Origin of the sequence: Pseudanabaena sp. PCC 6802 (assembly GCF_000332175.1) — a bacterium.
In the GTDB taxonomy this organism is placed as follows: Bacteria; Cyanobacteriota; Cyanobacteriia; order Pseudanabaenales; family Pseudanabaenaceae; genus PCC-6802.
Genome location: NZ_KB235914.1, coordinates 4,416,030 through 4,436,741 on the forward strand (window position 1 = coordinate 4,416,030; position 20,712 = coordinate 4,436,741).

At 47.4% G+C, this 20,712-nt stretch carries 4 protein-coding genes; all 4 read left to right on the forward strand.

Annotated features, from left to right (window positions below):
* Positions 1–67: 67 nt before the first annotated feature.
* The 4 genes from PSE6802_RS31545 to PSE6802_RS32930 are packed head-to-tail and all read left to right on the forward strand — an operon-like array spanning position 68 to position 20,707.
* On the forward strand, positions 68–5,005 hold the full coding sequence (locus PSE6802_RS31545; RefSeq protein ID WP_019503035.1) for a tetratricopeptide repeat protein: 4,938 nt from the start codon (positions 68–70) through the stop codon (positions 5,003–5,005).
* 2 nt (positions 5,006–5,007) lie between these two features.
* Positions 5,008–16,176, forward strand: coding sequence for a tetratricopeptide repeat protein (locus tag PSE6802_RS30445; protein WP_019503036.1), 11,169 nt, complete (start codon positions 5,008–5,010; stop codon positions 16,174–16,176).
* 59 nt (positions 16,177–16,235) lie between these two features.
* Positions 16,236–17,012 (forward strand): class I SAM-dependent methyltransferase, encoded by a 777-nt coding sequence (locus PSE6802_RS0126470; protein ID WP_019503037.1) that lies wholly within the window; start codon positions 16,236–16,238, stop codon positions 17,010–17,012.
* On the forward strand, positions 17,012–20,707 hold the full coding sequence (locus PSE6802_RS32930) for a glycosyltransferase (RefSeq protein WP_019503038.1): 3,696 nt from the start codon (positions 17,012–17,014) through the stop codon (positions 20,705–20,707). Before PSE6802_RS0126470 ends, PSE6802_RS32930 begins: the two co-directional genes overlap by 1 nt.
* Positions 20,708–20,712: the final 5 nt, after the last annotated feature.

Genomic DNA, 20,712 nt, shown 5'->3' on the forward strand with positions numbered 1-20,712 from the left:
ATTTGACAATAACCCCCTGTTGTTAATCCTTATTAATGGTTAATGGTATTCAGGCGGCTTTAAACTTATGATCCCTGAGATTGAATTTAGGTCTGAAGAAGATCTGGGTATTATTGACAGCTTGCAAAACAAGTTAGAAGAAGCAATATTTCATCAGCACGAAGGTTTTTTTAGACAGGCGAAGCGTCTTTACAAGGAGGTTCTAGCCCAAGATCCCAAACATGCTGAGGCTTTACACAGGTTAGGTTCGATAGAATGCGAATTGGGTAGATTCGAGGTAGGCGTTAATCTCATTAACTCTGCTTTAGAGTTAAACCCAAACATAGTTGAAGCTCATATTTCTAAGGGGAAATGTTTGTCTCGGCAAGGACGCTTAAGCGAAGCGATCGCTGCTTTTGAAAGGGCAATAGAAATCGATCCCAATCTGGCAGATGCATATCAGCATCTATCAATTGCGCTCAAAGATAGCGGGAATCTGGAAGCTGCAAATTTCTACAAACTCAAAGCTCTAACTTTAGCTCCTAGTTTACCCAATCCACCTTCCAATTTAAGCTCGAATCTAAGTTTCGGTTTAGATGAATCGTTTAAATCTCTGCCAGAGGAGATTGAGTTAATTCAACAGAAATTAGAGGAAGCCCATGCCCATCATTCCGAAGGCTTTACCAATCAGGCAAAAAACTTATATGAAGAAGTCCTGACCCTACAAGCAGATAACTTCGATGCCTTATACATGTTGGGTACGCTTGCCTACGAATCGGGCAAAATTGCCGATGGGTTGGACTTACTGAAAAAAGCCATGCTGGCGCAGCCAGAAAATGCTGAAGTTTGCTGCCAGATTGGGAACGGTTTTTACAAATTGGGAAATCTAGATGACGCGATCGCGCGTTATCGACAGGCTGTAAACCTGAACTCAAATTACACTAGGGCGTACTACAATCTGGGGATTGCCCTGCACAAAACTGGCGACTTGGAAGGTGCAGTTGATAGTTTGGAAAAAGCGATCGCCTTGCGGGGAGACGATCCCAAGCTGCTCTATCACCTGGGGGCTGTTTTGCAGCAACAGGGGAAATTTCAAGCAGCACTAGGGCGCTATCAGAAAGCTTTAGAACTAAAGCCCAATTTTGTTAGAGCTAGCCGCGCTTTAGTTAACCTGGTTGCCTCCATACAAGAATTTGCTAACGTGCCATCCCCTCAAACTCCGTCTGATTCTGGTCGGCTAGATCGAGAAGATAGGGAGCCGACAAAACCAGAGCGATCGGATGCCGACCAAAAGCCAGAAAACATAGAAGCAATAGATCGAGATCGGAAACTAGAACAATTAAAACAATTACTGCGAGCGGAACCTAAATCTGCCGAGTTATACGGTCAAATAGGAGACATTCAGCATCAGTTAGGGAATTTTGAGGCGGCGATCGCTGCCTATCAAAAAGCAACCGAAATCGATCCCAAGTCAGTCGAAGCTCATTTTGAGCTAGCTTCTATTTTCCTAAAACTAAACCAACCACAAGCTGTAATTCACTATTGCCAGCAAATAATTGCCATCGATCCGCTTCATGCTGAGGCGCATTGGATGTACGGCGTTGCTTTGACGCAGGTTAACTCGCTAGATGCAGCCATCAGTCACCTGCACCAGGCGATTGCCTTTAAGCCCGACTATGCCGACGCCTTTAGCAGTCTCGGGGCAATTTACGTGCTGCAAGGTAAATTGGATGAGGCGATCGCCTATCTGCAAAGAGGTAGGGTATTTGCTCCCAACGCTGTGGACTTACTCTACAACCTGGCGGGAGCGCTAAAGCAAAAAGAGAAATGGTACGAGGCGCTTGAATATTACCAACAAATTATCAAGATTCAGCCGAACTATGCCCTGGCATATCAAAAATGCGGCGAGATTTTAGTAGAGGATAATCAGATAGAGGAAGCGATCGCTTATTTTCAGAAATTACTGAGCTATCAAGACGACAATCCTATTGCCAACCGACTGAGCAGGTTGGCTTTACCCGTTCTGTACGACAACGAAGAGGAAATCGGCTACTGGCGCTATCGTTATGAGGAGGGCCTGCAAAAATATATCGATGCTTGCGATCTCTCAACAGAGAAGTCACAGAAACTAGCTTTAGCAGGAATTAGCTACTGTACCAACTTCTATCTTACCTATCAAGCCAAAAACGATCTCGAGCTGCAACGCCAATATGCCGAATTCGTGCAGCGAGTTATGGCTGCCAACTACCCGCAATGGACGCAGAAAATTGAGATGCCACCCCTGGGCAAAGATGAGAAAATTCGCATTGGCTATATTTCTCCCAATCTCAAGGGTCATGCGGGTGTAGCCTGGAGCTTGGGATGGCTGCGTCAACGCGATCGCAGCAAATTTGAAGTCTACAGCTACTTCACTGGTAGATTTCCCGATGAGACAACCGCGCTATTTCAAGCAGAAAGCGATCGCTTCAGGCATATTCCCGATAGTTTCGAGGCGATTTGCGAGCAGGTACGGCAGGACAACCTGCATATCCTGGTATTTCCAGATATCGGCATGGATGCCCAATCGCTCAAGCTGGCGGTCTTGCGTCTAGCACCGATTCAATGTGCTTGTTGGGGGCATCCCATTACCTCTGGCTCGCCCAATATCGAGTATTTCCTTTCCGGCGACTTGATGGAACCGGAGAACGCGCAATCTCACTATAGCGAAATCCTGGTACGGCTACCCAAATTGGGATTCTGCTATCCCAAACCGCAACTGCCCAGAGACAGGAAAACCAGAAAGGATTTTAACATCCCAGAAGATGCCATAGTTTATCTCGCTTGTCAGTCACTCTACAAATATCTCCCACAACACGATCGCATTTTTGTCGAGATTGCGCAGCGGGTACCTAATGCCAAGTTTGTGTTTCTGTGCCGAACGACAGCGCACGTTCACGACCAGTTTTATCGGCGCTTGCAGAAAGCATTTGCGGCGGCAGAACTGGATGTCGCTCGATTCTGTATCATGCTGCCAAAGCAAACAGGCGATGACTATCTGAGCGTGCATTTAGCATCTGATATCTTTCTCGATAGTATCGGTTGGTCTGGTGGCAACACCAGTTTAGAAGCGATCGCCTGTGGATTGCCGATTGTGACTCTACCTGGCGAGTTCATGCGAGGTCGTCATACCTATGCCATGCTCAAAATTTTGGCGATGGAAGATACAATCGCCCAGAACGAATCTGAATACATTAGCATTGCGGTACGCCTGGCGCAAGATCCCGATTGGCGCAGAGATGTGGTTGAGAGAATGCGATCGCGGCATGGGGATCTCTATGAGGATACTACTTGCGTAAGAGCCTTAGAGGATTTCTACATGGCGATAACCAGTTCTCAGAAATCCGAGGAAATTCTTTCAGAGGGCATCTCGCACCAGCAAGCTGGCAGGTTGGAAGAAGCAAGGCAACTGTATCGCAAGATCTTATGGCAACAACCTCACGATTTCAACGCTCTCTACCTGTCGGGTACCATTGCCTATCGTTTGGGTAACAACAGGGATGCGATTCGCTACTTGCGACAAACGATCTTCCTGCGCGGCGATCATGCCGAAGCGCATAAGAAATTGGGAGATATTTTTCTAGAGCAAGGTGAACCCGAAGAAGCGATCGCCGCCTATCAAAACGCCGTCACCTATAAGCCAGAATATTTTGACGCTCACTTCAATTTGGCAAACCTCCTTTGGCAAACTGGTGATGGCGATCGGGCTGTCTTTCACTACCAACAGGTAATCGAGCGCAATCCTAACTTTGTCCTCGCCTATAGCAATTTAGGTGCCATCCTTTACGATCGGGGCAAAGTCGAGGAAGCAACTGACTGCCTGCGCCGCGCCTTAGAAATCGATCCCGATCTGGCAGAGGCTAATTACAACTTGGGGACGATGCTGTTTAAGCAAGGTAAATCCGATGCAGCATTACCCTACCTGGAAAAAGCGATCGCGCAGAATCCCCAATCTGCCGAGGCGCATAACGTGCTGGGCAATAGCTTGAGAGAACAGGGAAAACTGCACGATGCCATCGATCGCTATAGAGAGGCGATCGCGCTCAGTCCAGATTATGCTGAAGCGCATCGCAACCTCGGTACCGCCTTACTGACCCAGGGCAATTTCGAGCAGGGGCTAGCTGAGTATGAATGGCGCTGGCAAATGCCAATTTTTCAGCAAGATCCAGTATCATCTCTCATACAGCCGTTGTGGGATGGTTCCGATCTCGCTGGCAAGAGCATTCTCATCCACTCCGAGCAGGGCTATGGCGATACGATTCAATTTATCCGCTATCTATCATTGCTCAGAGAGCGTAATGCCCGCTTGGTTGTAGCTTGCCCAACGCCGCTGATCCGACTTTTAAGTCATATGGAGGGGATTGCCGCGATTGGCGATCGCTACGAGCAATTGCCTGCAACTGACTGGCGCATTCCCTTAATGAGTTTGCCGCGCCTATTTGGTACTACTTTAGAATCCATTCCCAAGCGCGTTCCATATATTTCTGCTCCAAATGCACCCGATCTGGAATTCAGAGCGCCGCATCATAATATCCACGTTGGCTTGGTTTGGGCTTCTAAACCAGGGCATTTGACTGCGAATAAACGCTCCTGTCCGTTTAGTCTATTATCGTTAGTTCTCAGCATTCCTGGCATCTATTTCTACAGTTTGCAAAAAGACGTTCCCAGTTCCGAACGGCACCTGTTAGACGCGCACCACGATCGGATTACCGATCTCGGCCATCAGATCGGCGACTTTGCCGACACCGCCAGTCTCATTAGCAAAATGGATTTAATTATAACTGTCGATACGGCAGTAGCGCACCTGGCGGGAGCCATGGGCAAGCCCGTATGGGTATTGCTGCCGTATGCATCCGACTGGCGCTGGTTATTGGATAGAGATGATAGTCCCTGGTATCCCACTATGCGACTGTTCCGCCAAAAGCAAATTGGCAATTGGGAAGGGGTAATTACTAGAGTTGCGATGGATCTGAGAAAATGGATTAATTGATTATGACAGTACGTGACGGTGAACTCGATCTATTAGATGTCGGAGTTCAGCACGTAGATGTGCTGTTGGGAAGGGCGATCGCCTCTCAAAAATCCGGTCAGATCGGTGCAGCAGAATGCCTATACCTACAAATCCTTAAACAACAACCAGACCAAATTGATGCATTGCAAAATTTAGGCACGATCGCCTGCCAGCAACAGCAATTCGAGCGCGGCATTAATTTACTGAGCCAGGCTATAGCGATCGCGCCCGATCGCGTTGGTATCCACACCAATCTCGCTCTGGCATACATTGCTATGGGGGATCTGGATGCGGCGATTCCTCATTATCAAAAAGTTATAGACTTGCAGCCAGATTGCACCCCAGCCTATCTCAGGCTATCACAGGCACTGATCGAGCGATCGCGGTTGGCAGAAGCGCAGGACTATTTAGAGAGATTGCTAGCACGCCAACCCGATTGCGCTGATGCCTATTGGGATCTCTGTGCGATTTTGCGCCAAACCGATCGCTACGCCCTATGGCGGCAGACTGCCGAACAATACATGCGGTTCTGTCAAGATTCCGATGCGATTGGTGCGGCGATCGCCACCATCCAGGCCTACTATAAAACTGGAATGCACGCTGAAGCTCTCCAGAAATTAGAAGAACTGGAAGCGCAGATCTATCGAGATGCAGGCGAACTATCAGATACAAATATCGGGCGCATCTATTTTCTGATTCTCTTCGCTATCTTTCGCCTGAGAGACGATTTAGAAGCAAATAGCAAGTTAGCAAAGTTAATTGGGCAACTCTACGCCAAAAGCGCTCGCAAAACCATCGATGCCATCCCTCGCAAATCGTTAGAACCCGACAGAGATCGCGACAACTTAGCGAATTCCCATTCTCAGCAAGATCGCTTGCGCATTGGCTTTATGTCCGTAAATTTTAGACGACATCCCGTTGGTTGGTGTATCGCGGACGCGCTTCAGTCGCTATCGCGGCTCGCTCCCCATATCTACCTCTATGCCACCAGCGAATTTAAAAGGGATGACCGCACAGAAGTATTTGAGAACATAGCAAGTAAATGCAACTGGAAGGGAAACCGCTGGCAGCAACAGACACAATCTGAAACTTTCAAGAACCTCAACGATCTAATCGCCGAAATCGAGGAAGATAATTTGGACGTGCTGATCGACCTAGATTCTTTAACTGCAAGCAGACATCCAGAAATCCTGGTCAGAAAACCAGCACGACTGTGCTTGTCGTGGCTGGGCTTTGATGCGCCGTTTCTCTCGACCGATAACTATAACCTGGGCGATCGCCATACGCATCCAGCAGGAATCGAACCATATTATCTCGAAACCATAATTCGATTACCAGATTCGCATATGGCTGTGGCTGGTTTTGCGAGCGTTCCTGTAGACCGCCAAGCCCAGCGTAAAGCGATCGGAATTAAAGCGCAAGAAATAGCCTATCTCTGCGTTACTCCCAGCATCAAGCTCAATTATCCAACGGTAGAAGCACATGCGCGCATCCTAAAATCCATTCCAGATAGCAGATTGCTTTACAAAGGCAGAGGAGATCTAGAGGTTGTGAAATCGCTCTATCACCAGATCTGCATCAACTATAATCTCGATCGCGATCGCATCAAGTTTCTACCACTGACAGCAACCGAAGAAGAACACAGAGGCTCATACGCGATCGCTGATGTCCTCCTCGACTCTTATCCCTATAACGGTGGCAGTCACACTTTAGAGGCGCTCTGGTTTAATTTACCCATAGTGACGCGCATGGGCGAGCAAAGTTTTTCCAGGATGGGCTACTCGTTTCTGACCACCCTAGGAATTACAGACGGCATTGCGCGTAACTGGGATGAATATGTGGAATGGGGCATTCGCCTCGGCCAAGATCGCGCTTTAAGGGATGCGATCGAAAAGCAACTGCTCGCATCAAAGCAGCCCGATCGCCTCTCGCCACTATGGAACCCCGATAAGCTTGCCAGAGATATGTACGGCATGTTTGAGTCGGTATTAGCAGGACAAAGAGACAGCGACGCGGCAATTTACTTTGAACTTGGTAATAACTTGTGGCATCGAGGCAACGTGGCCGAATCTGCCATGCGCTACCGTCAGGCGATCGCGCTGCAACCAGATCGTGCTGAAGCATGGGGTAACTTAGGGACGGTTCTGCATAGCGAGAACAAACTAGAGGAGGCGATCGCCCATTATCAGAAATCTCTACGACTCAACTCACATAACTTGACAATCCAATCGAATCTGGGTAAAGCATTCAAGGCACTAGGTCAAGACGATCTGGCGATCGCCTGTTACGAACGCGCGCTCGAGATCGATCCCCAAAACCTGCATCCATATAATCGATTGGGAGAGATATTTTTTGCTCGTCGCGACTGGCAAAAAGCAAGGGACTGCTTTCAGCAGGCGATCGAGATCGACCCTAACTATGCATTTTCGCTTAACCGACTCGGAGCTATTCACCTGGAATGGCAACGGGTAGATGAGGCCATTATCTATTTCGAGCGAGCGATAGGCTGCGATCCGGAATTCGTTAACGCCCACGTAAACTACAGTTTAGCCCTACTACTCAAAGGGGAATATCGGGCTGGCTTCGTCGAATACGAATGGCGCTGGCAAGAGCAAGAATTCCTGGCGCAAAATCCTACTTTCTCTACACCCGTATGGGATGGTTCCGATCTCCAGGATAGAACTCTTCTAATTTATGCCGAACAAGGCTTAGGCGATTTTATCCAGTTTATCCGCTACCTGCCTTTAGTAAAAGCTAAATGCAGCGATCGCGGTAAGATTCTGGTTACCTGTCCGGCATCGATAATTCCCTTACTCAGCGATAGCAACGATCTGATTAAAGATGTCGATTTGATTGCAGTAAATTCTCCCCTCCCCCCATTCGATCTTTGCGCTCCCCTATTGAGCTTGCCTCGTATTTTGGGAACTGCTGTTTCTAACATCCCATCTGTCGTTCCTTACCTATTTGCCAAGCCCGATCGCATGACGATCCCGGAGCGATCGCAGCAGGATCGATTGCGGATTGGCGTGGTCTGGGCAACGTGCAGTGCTAGCTCGGAGACTGGTAAGCGCTCCTGCCCCCTCGAATTGTTTCAGCGGCTAATCGATTCTAACCTGGGAACGTTTTACAGCTTGCAAATGGAAATTCCTCCTGCGGACGAGGATTTATTTGAACGCCTGGGCGATCGCATTGTGGATTTGCGCGATTGCATCCAGAATTTTGCCGATACAGCGGCGATCGTCGAACAGATGGATTTAATTATTTCGATCGATACTGCTGTGGCGCACCTGGCGGGCGCAATGGGTAAGCCAGTCTGGTTGCTACTGCCTTTTGCCGCTGACTGGCGCTGGATGCTAGAAAGAGAGGACAGCCCCTGGTATCCTACCATGCGATTGTTTCGCCAAGCACGGAGCGACGATTGGGCAGGAGTTATGGGTAGACTAGTTGTAGCCTTAAGAGATTTCATGCGAGGGGAGGTTATAGTGCGATCGGAGTCGGAGCCGTTAAATCTGGATATTTTAAATCTCGATATCTTGCTGCAAACAGCGATCGCCCACCATCAAGCTGGTAGGAGATCGGATGCCGTTGAGGTATGTAAAATCATCCTGGATCGCCAACCTGATAACTTTAACGCTCTGTATCTTATGGGTTTGCTTACCTATGCTGAGGGGCGCTGGCTAGACGCACAGAACTATATCGAGCGAACCATTGCTCTCAAGAGCGATCATGCTGAAGCATATAAGAAATTAGGTGATATTTTCAAGGAAAAAGGTGAAAGACAAGCGGCGATCGCCGCCTATAAACGCGCCATAACCCTAAAGCCCAAGTATGTTAACGCATACTATGCCCTGGGCTGTATTTTAGGCGAGCAAGAAGATTACCCCGAACTTGTCGAAACTGCCATTGTCAATTTTCAACAGGCTCTGACTCTGAAGCCAGACTATGCGATCGCGCACTATGGTTTGGGTCTTTGTTATAAATCCTTAAATCAGTTGGATCGAGCGATCGCGGCGTTTCAGCAATCTGTATTTTGCGATCCCAAATATACTGACGCGCACGTCGCTCTAGGTTTGACATTGTTGCTCGCGGGAAATTTTGCGCCGGGATGGCAAGAGTATGAGTGGCGCTGGGATGCGATCGATATTGCCAAGGAATCGCCGCATCTTTTCCCCGAACCTGTTTGGGATGGATCGGATTTTCGCGATCGAACGCTACTAATATATGCCGAGCAGGGACACGGCGATCTCATCCAATTTATTCGCTATGTTCCCCTAGTCAGGGATAAGGGCGGTAGAGTCCTGCTAGCTTGTCCTCAGGAACTAATTTCTCTATGTGCTTGCTTAGAGGAGATACAGCTTATCTTGTGGGATAGAGAGAAAGCACTAGAGCGCGATAAACTCGCATTTGATATTCGCGTTCCTTTACTCAGCCTGCCTCGCATCTTGGGAACTACTATAGATACTATCCCCAACCGCATACCTTATCTATCTGTTCCTCTCCCCATAAAACCGCACCTTCAGATCGCCTCCCAAGAACGCTTAAAAGTTGGCCTGGTTTGGGCAACCCATAGCGCCAGTCAAACAGCTAAACGACGCTCGTGTCCGCTACCGTTACTGGAACGAATATGGGAGATTGAAGGAATAGCATTTTACAGCCTCCAAACAGAAATATCATCGCTAGAGAGAGAAAGATTAGCAGGTAAAGTACAGGATCTAAGCCCGTATATTAACGACTTTGCCGATACCGCCATCCTGATCGAACAGATGGATCTGGTTATTTCTGTGGATACGGCAGTAGCCCATTTGGCAGGGGCATTAGGCAAACCTGTATGGGTTTTATTGAAGTTCCATCCCGATTGGCGCTGGCTGCTGGAACGCGAAGATAGTCCCTGGTATCCCACCATGCGCTTGTTTCGCCAATTACGCAGCAATGATTGGGAAGGGGTAATAGCAAGAGTAGTTGCTGCTCTGCAAGAATTTCGCAGTGGAGATGAGATGTCAATACCAAACTCACAACTACCTACCAGCACGCAAAGCTTGGATATAGATTCTCATGCTAAGCTGCAAACTGCGATCGCCCACCAGCAAGCAGGCAGGTTGGATGAGGCAGCCCAAATCTATCAACAAATTCTGCAACAGCACCCCGATGACTTTAACGCTCTCTATTTAGCAGGGGTAGTGGCCTTGCGCCAGAACCACCTCACTGAAGCAGTTAGCTATTTGCAACGCACGATCGCGCTCAAGAGCGATCACGCCGAAGCACACAGGAAACTGGGAGATATTTTTAAGCAACAGCGCCAGCCAGAGGAGGCGATTGCTGCCTACCGACAGGCGATTGCCTGCAAGCCTGACTATTGCGAAGCACATTATTTTATAGGCATCGTATTTTGGAATCAGGATAATTTCGAGCAAGCTGCTTTTCATTACCGACGGGCAACAGAAATCAAACCAGACTATGCAGCAGCGCATGGCAATTTAGGAGCGGCTCTGTTCAAGCTAGGGAAAACCGATGAAGCGATTGCATGCTATCATCGAGCCTTGCAACTCGATCCCCACGATCTCCTCGCACTTTGCAATTTAGCCACAGCGCTAGCCGATCTAGGTAAGCTGGATGAGGCGATCGAGCATTGTCAAACGGCAATTCAAATCCAGCCTGATAGCCAGAACGCGCACTGCAATCTTGCCTATGTCTACCAGTGTCAGGGAAACACAGAAAAAGCAATCGCGGCATATCAAAAAGTCATCGACCTCAATCCCAACCATATTGACGCTCATATTGGCTTGGGCAATATGTACTCCAACCTCCAGCAGTACGAAAGAGCTATTGATGAATTCAACCGTGCGATCGCCATCGACTCCAGTAATGCCAATGCCTATAACTGGTTGGGGTTTGTTTGCCTTGAGTTAAACCAGGTCGATGCTGCGATCGAGGCTTTCCGACATGCAATTAACTATAATCCCGACTATCCTGAAGCTCATCTAAATCTCAGTTTAGCTTTATTGCTCCAGGGCAACTATGCCGAGGGACTAGCCGAGTATGAATGGCGTTCCCAACGTAGCGGTTTGGACAAGGATTCCCCGCACTTCTTTCCACATCCCGTGTGGGATGGCCAAGATCTACAAGGTCGAACGCTCTTAATCTATTCCGAGCAAGGGTTTGGCGATTTAATTCAGTTTATTCGCTATATCCCCATAGCAAAAGCAAGATGTGGGTCGAATGGCAAAATCATTTTTGACTGCCAGGAGCCTGTTAGAAGGCTGTTCGAGCCATTTATTGACAAGACGGGTATTGAGATCCGTCCTAGGAATTTGCCTTTGCCACACTTCGATATTCGAGCATCGCTACTGAGCCTACCTCATATTCTGGGGACGACGCTAGATACTATCCCTGCGCCAGAGCAATACTTATCAATTGGGAAGGATATCAATCCAGAAGCTATCCGCAAGATTGGAGAGCGTCGATCGCTGCTCAAAGTAGGTTTAGTCTGGGCTAGCAAGCAAACTCATTCAACGGCTCCTAAGCGCTCCTGTCATTTATCATCTCTTCTCCCACTCTTCGATCTAGTCAAAGATCTGGCAAACGGTCAAACTAATATCCATTTCTATGTTTTACAGAAAGAAATAAGCGATGCAGATCGACCTCTGATGGAACAATATCAAGCAGAGCTAACCGACTTGAGCAATTATCTGGGTGACTTTGCCGATACTGCTGCCATTATCGATCGCCTCGATCTGGTAATTACGGTCGATACTTCCGTCGCGCACCTGGCAGGTGCAATGGGCAAGCCCGTATGGGTAATGCTTCCCCTCGCCCCCGACTGGCGCTGGCTGTTAGAGCGCGAAGATAGCCCCTGGTATCCTACCATGCGCTTATTCCGTCAAGACAAAACAGGAGATTGGCAAGGAGCTATAGAAAGAATAGCTATCGCCGTGCGCGAGCTTTTAAGTATCGATCTTACAAATTCTCATATGAAGTCTGCAAAATCGTCGAAATCATCAAAACCCACGAAGCCTTCAAAATCATCAAAAAAATCGAATAAGCGGAATAAAAGTCCTTATCCAGTAGAGTCTCCATTGCCAAATCTCGATATTCTAATTCAGGAGGCGATCGCCCATCACAAAGCTGGTAAGTTAGCTGAGGCAGAGGTTATCTATCAGCAGATTTTGCAATTGCAACCGCAACACTTCACCTCCTTACATATGCTAGGAGTATTGGCTTTACAAGCCGGGCAGCTTGAGACAGGTATTAGTTGGATTAAAAAAGCCGTAGCAGTCGATCCAACTAACGCTGAAGCTCATTCCAATCTAGGTAATGCTTTATCGGAATTGGAAAGACATGATGAGGCAATTTCCCATTACGAACGAGCGATCGCGCTAAATCCTGACTTCGCAGATGCATATTACAACCTCGGCCTCGCGAATGCTGCGCGAGGTGATATAGACAAAGCGATCGCTTGCTACCAACAAACAATTGCCATTAGCCCTACCTATGCTCAAGCCCATAATAATCTGGGCACTTTGCTGCAAAAGCAAGGTCAGTTCGAGCAGGCGAAAGATTGCTATCAGCAGGCGATTGCGATTAATCCCAATCATGCCGAAGCAAAATATAATTTCAGCATGCTTTTACTGCTGCTGGGGGATTTGAGGCAAGGGTTCTTGGAATACGAATGGCGTTGGCGCAGTCCGACTTTTCTTAGCGATAATCCAGCACCTTCATGCTCGCAACCACTGTGGGACGGAACCGATCTCGATCGTCGCACGCTTCTCATCTCCTGCGAACAAGGTTTTGGCGATGCCATCCAATTTAGTCGCTACTTCTCCTTAATCAAAAGGAAAGCAGAGAAGGTTATGTTTGTCTGCCCTCCACCTCTAGAGAAGCTATTCAGACAATTTGACGGAGTGAAACTCGTCCCACCTCACGCTCCCTTACCAGATTTCGATACTCACATATCCCTACTAAGCCTGCCCCGCATATGCGATACAGCCCTGGCAACTATTCCCGCAAGGATTCCCTACTTATCAGCACCGTCACCCGAAGAGATTGCAAGTCTTCTCAAGATCGACGATCGCACTAACACCTTTCGAGTTGGAATCGTGTGGGCGAGCAAAGCATCCCATCCTACGGCGGGCGATCGCACTTGTCCGCTGAACATCCTGAAATCGCTTTTAGATATTTCTAACGTTAATTTCTACTGCTTGCAAAAGGAGATCGACAATAGCGATCGACACTTACTCGGACAATATCAAGGGAAATTAACTATTCTCAGCGATCGCCTGCAAGACTTTGCCGATACTGCTGCCATAATTGCGCAACTCGACTTAGTAATTTCTGTTGATACCGCTGTCGCGCATCTAGCGGGAGCAATGGGTAAGCCTACGTGGGTTCTACTGCCTTTCTCCCCGGACTGGCGCTGGATGTTAGAACGCGAAGATAGTCCCTGGTATCCAACTATGCGCTTGTTCCGCCAGGAGCGAATTGGCGATTGGACAGATGCGATCGAAAGGGTTGGCAACGCCTTGCGCGACTTGACTAACTCAGGTAGCCGAACGCTTGATGCGATCTCCAGCGTATCGATCGCTATGTCAATAGAGGAGAAATCAGAATTTCTCTCAGTGGATGACTTGAATCTAGATGACTTAATTAAAGAAGCGATCGCGCATCACAAAGCGGGCAAGTTGACTGATGCCGAAAGACTTTATCGCCGAATTCTCCAACACCATCCGCAGCACTTCAATGCTTTACACATGCTGGGAACGCTAGCCTCGCAACTTGGTCAACTTGAAACTGGCATCACTTATATCCAACAAGCCCTGACCCTAAATCCGCAGAGTGCTGAAGCTCATTCTAATCTCGGTTCTGCCTACAGCCAGCAAGGGAATTTAGAAAAAGCAATCCTCCATTATCGATCGGCTATTAGTCTGAAGCCAGACTACGCCGATGCCCATAAAAACCTGGGACTGGCTTTACTCGCTGCTGGCAATCTGCAAGAAGGGTTTCGCGAGTATGAATGGCGTTGGCAAAGCGATAGCTTCAAACAGGGGAATCCCTTACCCAACTTCGTGCAGCCGTTGTGGGATGGCACGGATGCGAAGGAGCGCACGCTGTTGATTTACTGCGAACAAGGACTAGGAGATATCATCCAGTTCAGTCGTTATATTCCTTTAATAGCATCTAAAGTGGGCAAGGTTATCCTGGATTGTCGCGAGCCATTAAATCGCCTGCTCGGTCATACCTTCAGGACGCTCGAAAACCTTCAGATCGCTCAACGTAATGTTCCTTTGCCTCAGTTCGACCTGCGCATTCCATTGGTGAGTCTAGCCCGTATTTTAGGAACTACTCTAGAGACAATTCCCGCTCAAATTCCCTATCTGTCAGCACCTCAAGACACGAGCGGGATTGCAGCAGAGATTTCTCAGCACAAAGCACGGTTAAAAGTCGGACTTGTCTGGGCCAGCCAACCAGGTCACTCAACTACAGCTACGCGCTCTTGTCCGCTCGAACTTTTTCTGAAGTTATTAGACATTCCTGACATCAAATTCTACAGTTTGCAAAAAGAAGTTAGCGATCGCGATGTGGAAATACTCGAACAAAATCGAGGAAAACTTCAGGACTTGCGGCATTATCTGGGAGACTTTGCCGATACCGCTGCGATCGTCCAATCCCTAGATTTAGTTATTTCCATCGATACATCTGTCGCTCACCTGGCTGGAGCTTTAGGCAAGCCCGTATGGGTACTGTTACCACACGTTGCCGATTGGCGCTGGTTGCAGGGGCGCGAGGATAGCCCCTGGTATTCCACCATGCGGCTGTTCCGCCAACCACAGCCAGAGCGATGGGATGCAGTTATTACACGAGTAGTCGAGGAGTTAAATACGTCGATCGCCCAATACCAAAATCGTTCTTACAATCTCAAGTTAGACATCTCATCAACAGTAATGACTAAACAAAATATTGGTCTTAACATGACTATTGGTTCCCCTACTGGTTGGGGTGTAGTTAGCACAAACCTGCTATTGCAAATACTTAAAAGCGATCGTTTCAGTCCATATCTCATAGCTGCTCCCGACTTCAATACGGGATTTGTCAATCCGTTATATCGACATGCGATCGCACCGTTGATTAGCGAGCAAAGACGATTGCAGCAGATTGTCTCAAGTAATGCAAATAAGCTAATTTACGTTGACTTTCCAATAATTCACGTCCTGGATAATTCCAAACCCAAATACGAACTACGGATACGAGGAAAGCAGAATTATGGATATGCTGTTTTTGAGTCGTCTCATTTGAGTCCCGAAAAGATCGATTCTTTTAATAATTTCGACCTGATTCTAGTGGCATCAACCTGGAATGCTAACATTTTGCACAACTATGGCCTCACAAATGTTCGACTAGCTATCCAGGGTATCGATCCGGCGATTTTCCACCCTGCCCCCCGCTCCGATCTATTCAGAGATCGCTTTGTTATATTCTCTGGTGGCAAACTGGAGTTTCGCAAAGGTCAAGATATCGTTGTGGCAGCTTTTAAGATTTTCCAATCTCGCCATCCCGATGCATTGCTAATAACTGCCTGGCATAATTTCTGGCCTATCTTTATGGCTGGGATTGAAAAAACTGGTAATGTGGTTGGGCTGCCAGCATCAGATAGCAACCAAAATTTAAAGATTGCGGAATGGCTTGCTAATAATGGCCTACCGCCCAATTCATATATCGATTTGGGGTTAGTTCCCAATCACATTACTCCCCAGATCGTGCGCGAGGCGGATGTTGCTTTATTCCCCAATCGTTGCGAGGGTGGCACTAACTTAGTTGCCATGGAGTGCCTCGCCTGTGGTGTCCCAACAGTTTTATCAGCAAACACAGGACACCTGGATTTAATTGGCGATTTGAAGGACATTGAAGGTGGAACGATTCGCCACTGCTATCCTCTTCGCCATCAAAAGCCCGTTATGCGACATCCTCATTTCAGTGGGGTTGAAGGTTGGGGAGAATCTGATGTTGAAGAGGTTGTAGAGGTGCTGGAACAAATTTATAACGACCGGACAGAGGCGAAACTTAGAGGTGCAAAGGGTACGTTATTTATGCAAGGGATGACATGGGAAAAACAAGTAGAGAAAATTCTGGATGCGATCGCCACCAAAATCTCAACTTAATTCCACTTAGCTTTTTTGATTTATACTTTAATTATGATTAATATGAGGATATAGTCGCTGTGATTCAACAAACTTTACTTCCCCAAAGAGATTATGTATCTCCTGGGCTGCAAATTGTCCAACCCGATCTATATTTCCCTAATATGGTTGCTGGAGATCCTAACCTTTGTCCCTGGAAATATTTGCGAAGAGAGATTCCCCACAACTGGTATGTAGATCGGCGACATCCTATCTGTGGGTTCCTGAGTCGAGATGAAGCTCATATCCTGTATAACACTGCTTTGAGGTTTAAGGGTAAACGAGCCTTAGAGGTTGGTTGCTGGATGGGTTGGTCTGCCTGTCATTTAGCGCTAGCTGGCGTAAATTTAGATGTAATCGATCCCCTACTATCTCAATCTCCCAATCGCGAAAGTGTAATCTATTCTCTAGAATCAGTTGCCAAAGCTTTCGGCACTTTCGGCGAGGTAGTCCTAATTTCGGGTTTCAGTCCCCAAAAAGTTGAGGAACTAGCCATGCAGACCCAGCGAAAATGGTCGCTCATTTTTATTGATGGCAACCATGATGCTCCCTATCCTATAAATGACACGATCGCCTGCGAGAAGTACGCAGAAGACGATGCCATGATTATGTTTCACGATCTTACCTCCCCTGATGTAATGCAAGGTTTAGACTACCTCAGAGATAGAGGTTGGAAAACCAGAATCTACCAAACCATGCAAATTATGGGTGTAGCTTGGCGCGGGAATGTAGAACCAGTAGAACATATCCCAGACCCAAGGATCGATTGGGAACTGCCAGTACATTTACAAAATTATGTAGTTAGTGGTATGCCTTGATGACTGACTCTTTTTCAATTATTGTGCCAGCTTTTAATTGCGAGAGGGTAGTAAGCAAAACCCTGACAAGCATTGCTGAGAGTATTAATTTCTTTAAGCAACATTATGCGCGATCGCAGGAAGTAAGCGCTGAAATAGTAATTGTTAATGATGCCTCAACCGATAATACATTGTCTTTACTAAAGGAGTTTGCCGACCGATACGTCTTTGTCAAAATTGTCAGTTCTAACCGTAATAGAGGAGCATCTGTTTCGAGAAATATAGGCGTAAGATACGCCCAAGGCGAGATTTTGTTTTTCTGCGATGCCGATGACCTTTTCTTACCCGAACACATCTATGTCTGCTTTATGTTGTTACAAGGTAGATCTGAAGGGATATCATCATTTCCACTGATTAGCGAGAATTACAATCTAATCGTCAGCTTGCCAGAAGATCGTATTAACGCACTCAGAACAGGTGTGAGGATTAAAGACAAAATTCACCCCCAATGGACTAAAGCCATTAGGAATAGTATCCCTCTTAATTTATGCGTTAGAAGGGAATGTCATGAGTTTATCGAAGGATTTCCCGAAGATGAGATTTACACAAAAGTGGGGACGGAAGATCTAACTTATCAAGTAGCATTATCTACATTTTATAAAATTGACAAGATCGATATAGATACAGTTGAATATGTTAGATATCCTGGCAATAATTTAGACAAGCAACTAGCAAAGTTTAAACTCCCCCCAGGCGAATATCAAGGATCGCTCCACATCGATCCCGGTTTACTGAGAGAAGTGGAAGATGCAAGGCAGCAAAGAATATTGTATTTGCGCCAAAAACATTATGAGCGATCGCATCAATCCGAGCCTTCCCAGTTTAGAGATCGTTCTTTTAGCAGGGATGTAATTATTATTACTGGAGCGGATACGAAGTTTTTCGAGTTAGCTCAAGGAACTATTCGGTCAATCCGAGATAAGCCTCAAGGTAAAGATGTGGCTATAGGATTCCTCGATCTAGGTTGCACTGCTGAAGAAATTAGGTGGTTGCAAGATCGCGTCGATATCATCAAACAGCCAGTTTGGGATTTTGATTTTCCCAATCGAGAGCGATCGCCCGAATATTTAAAAGGGCTGCTAGCACGACCATTTTTACGACAGTATTTCCCAAATTTTGACATTTACCTCTGGATCGATGCCGATGCCTGGGTGCAAGACTGGTATGCAATTGAATTATTTATCCAGGGAGCTAACCGCAAGGGGCTGGCGATCGTGCCCGAACTAGACCGATGTAGCAATAAGGAGTATGGCGGGCAAGTTGATTTTCAGCGTTATAAATCTAATCATTATAAGAGCTTTTTCGGCAATAGCGTAGCTGAGAAATTATGCACGTATCCCATGTTGAACGCTGGAGTTTTTGCGCTCCGTTGCGATGCGCCGCATTGGCAAATCTGGGAAAGCTTACTGCGTCAGGGATTGCAGAATTGTGCCAATTTCTTAACCGATCAGTTTGCGCTGAACTTTGCAATTTACGAGCATGGGTTGCTTGCTCAAACAGAGTTTCTGCCGGGCTGGTGCAATTGGTTACTACTGCACGGACTTCCCATGCTGGATAGTACTACATACAATCTGGTCGAGACCTATTTGCCGCACGTTCCTATAGGGATATTGCATCTTGCCGGAGGTTACAAGCAATTTAAACAGCTAAAACTATCAGCGATCGCAGGTGGGATAGTTGCCGTGAATATTCGCTATCCTGAATTCAAACAACAACGAGAGAGAGTATCTGCACTTCAAGATCGAGTCAAAAGCGATTCTCTACCTTCAGGAGACTATATCTCTCAGGGTTTTGTCTCAATTTATCCAGATCTTTGTTTACCCAATATTGCGGTTAGCAACTCCAATGCGAGCGATCGCTCATACCAACACAACCGCTATTTCGATCGCCGCCATCCCGGCTTGCCATTACTCAGCCGCGATGAAGCACTTATTCTCTATAATATTGCGCTCCAATATAAAGGCAGAAGGGGACTGGCGATCGGCGCTCAGATGGGATGGACGTTGTGTCATATGGCGATCGTGGGTCTAGAACTAGATGTTCTGGATTCGATGCTAGGAGATAAAGAAGTGCTCCAAAGCATTAAGTCATCCATTGACTCTGCTAAAGAGATATTTGGTACGATCTCTCAAGTTACTTTAGTTCCTGGCGATAGTTCCCAGGTTGTTGAAGAATTAGGCAACCAGTTGCAACGCCGTTGGTCTACGATCTTCATTGACAGTAGCTTTGATCGCTCGTCTGTTCGCCATCTGGCGATCGTCTGCGAACGATATGCCGAACCTGATGCCACCATCTTGTTTGCCAATGCCTCAGTGCCCGAGGTCGTCGCTAGCTTAAACGATCTCAAAAATAGGGGATGGCAGACAACGATCTATCAAACCCTGCAAGGCATGGCCGTTGCCTGGAGAGGCAACATCCAGCCTATCAAGCATTACAGCGATCCCAAGCTAGGACAATCTGTCCGACTTCCCACGGCACCAGTCAAACATATTTTGCTGTGTACTGGCGATCGCGGTGTGGGCGGCGTGGCGAAATACAATCACTCCCTGCTCTGTGCCCTAGCCGAACGGGGCTACAAAGTCACCTGCGTCCAACCCCACGCCGTAGATACCGATGCTGTAAATATCCGCCAACAACTAGGCGTTCGGCATCTATGGCTCGACGATCGCCAAACTCAAGCAGAACTCAATCGCATCTTTAATACGAGTTCAGAACGCCCTCATCTCATTATTAGTAGCAATACCAGCCCCTTCTCTAATCTCGACATTCAATCAACCGCAATTGAATTTGACATTCCTTACATCATTGTTGAGGGACTCGTCATGCCCGAATATATCCAAAGAGAAACTCCCGAGAGGATTAAACAACTAGCTCGTCACTACTCCCAAGCCAAACAAACGATCGCTGTCTCTACTGAGAACCTTAATCTCCTGCACCAACAGTTTGGCTTGCCGCGCGATCGCGGTCGAGTAATTTACTATGGCAGGCCGCCGCAATACTTTACACCGCGCGATCTTGCCAATAGCAATAGCCTGCGCCAAAGCTTGCAAATTCCCCACAATGCGATCGTCTGCTTCACATCAGCCCGCATAGAAGTACGCAAAGGCTACCACTATCAACTAGAAGCCATCCAGGCATTAATCGCAACGCCCGTCTGGGAACGCCTATATTTTGTCTGGGCTGGCGGCGGCATTTTTAGACCGCAACTCGAAGCACAGCTTAAAGAGGCTTTAGAGCAATTAGGAATTTCAAACAGAGTTAAGTTTCTCGGGCAGGTACAAGACGTAGCAGAATGGATAGATTTAGCCGATATTTTTATCTTGCCATCCCAAAATGAAGGTATGCCCCTGTCGGTAATTGAAGCAATGGCTAAGGGCATTGCCATAATCGCCACCGCCGTGGGTGGGATCCCCGAAGCTCTAGGTAATACAGGTCGCTTAATTTCCGATCCTAAAACTGACCCGCAACGTACCGTGACAGAATTAGTCCTTGCCATTCAAGAATTAGCCGCGCAACTAGAACTGCGCGATCGCCTGGGTCGAGATGCCAAACAAAGAGCAGAGCAATTATTTAGCGAAGAGCGCATGTTAGAAGAGACGATCGCCGAGATTCAAACCGCTATTGCGGAAACCGTCGGCACCAGTTCTGGTAGGTAAAATTG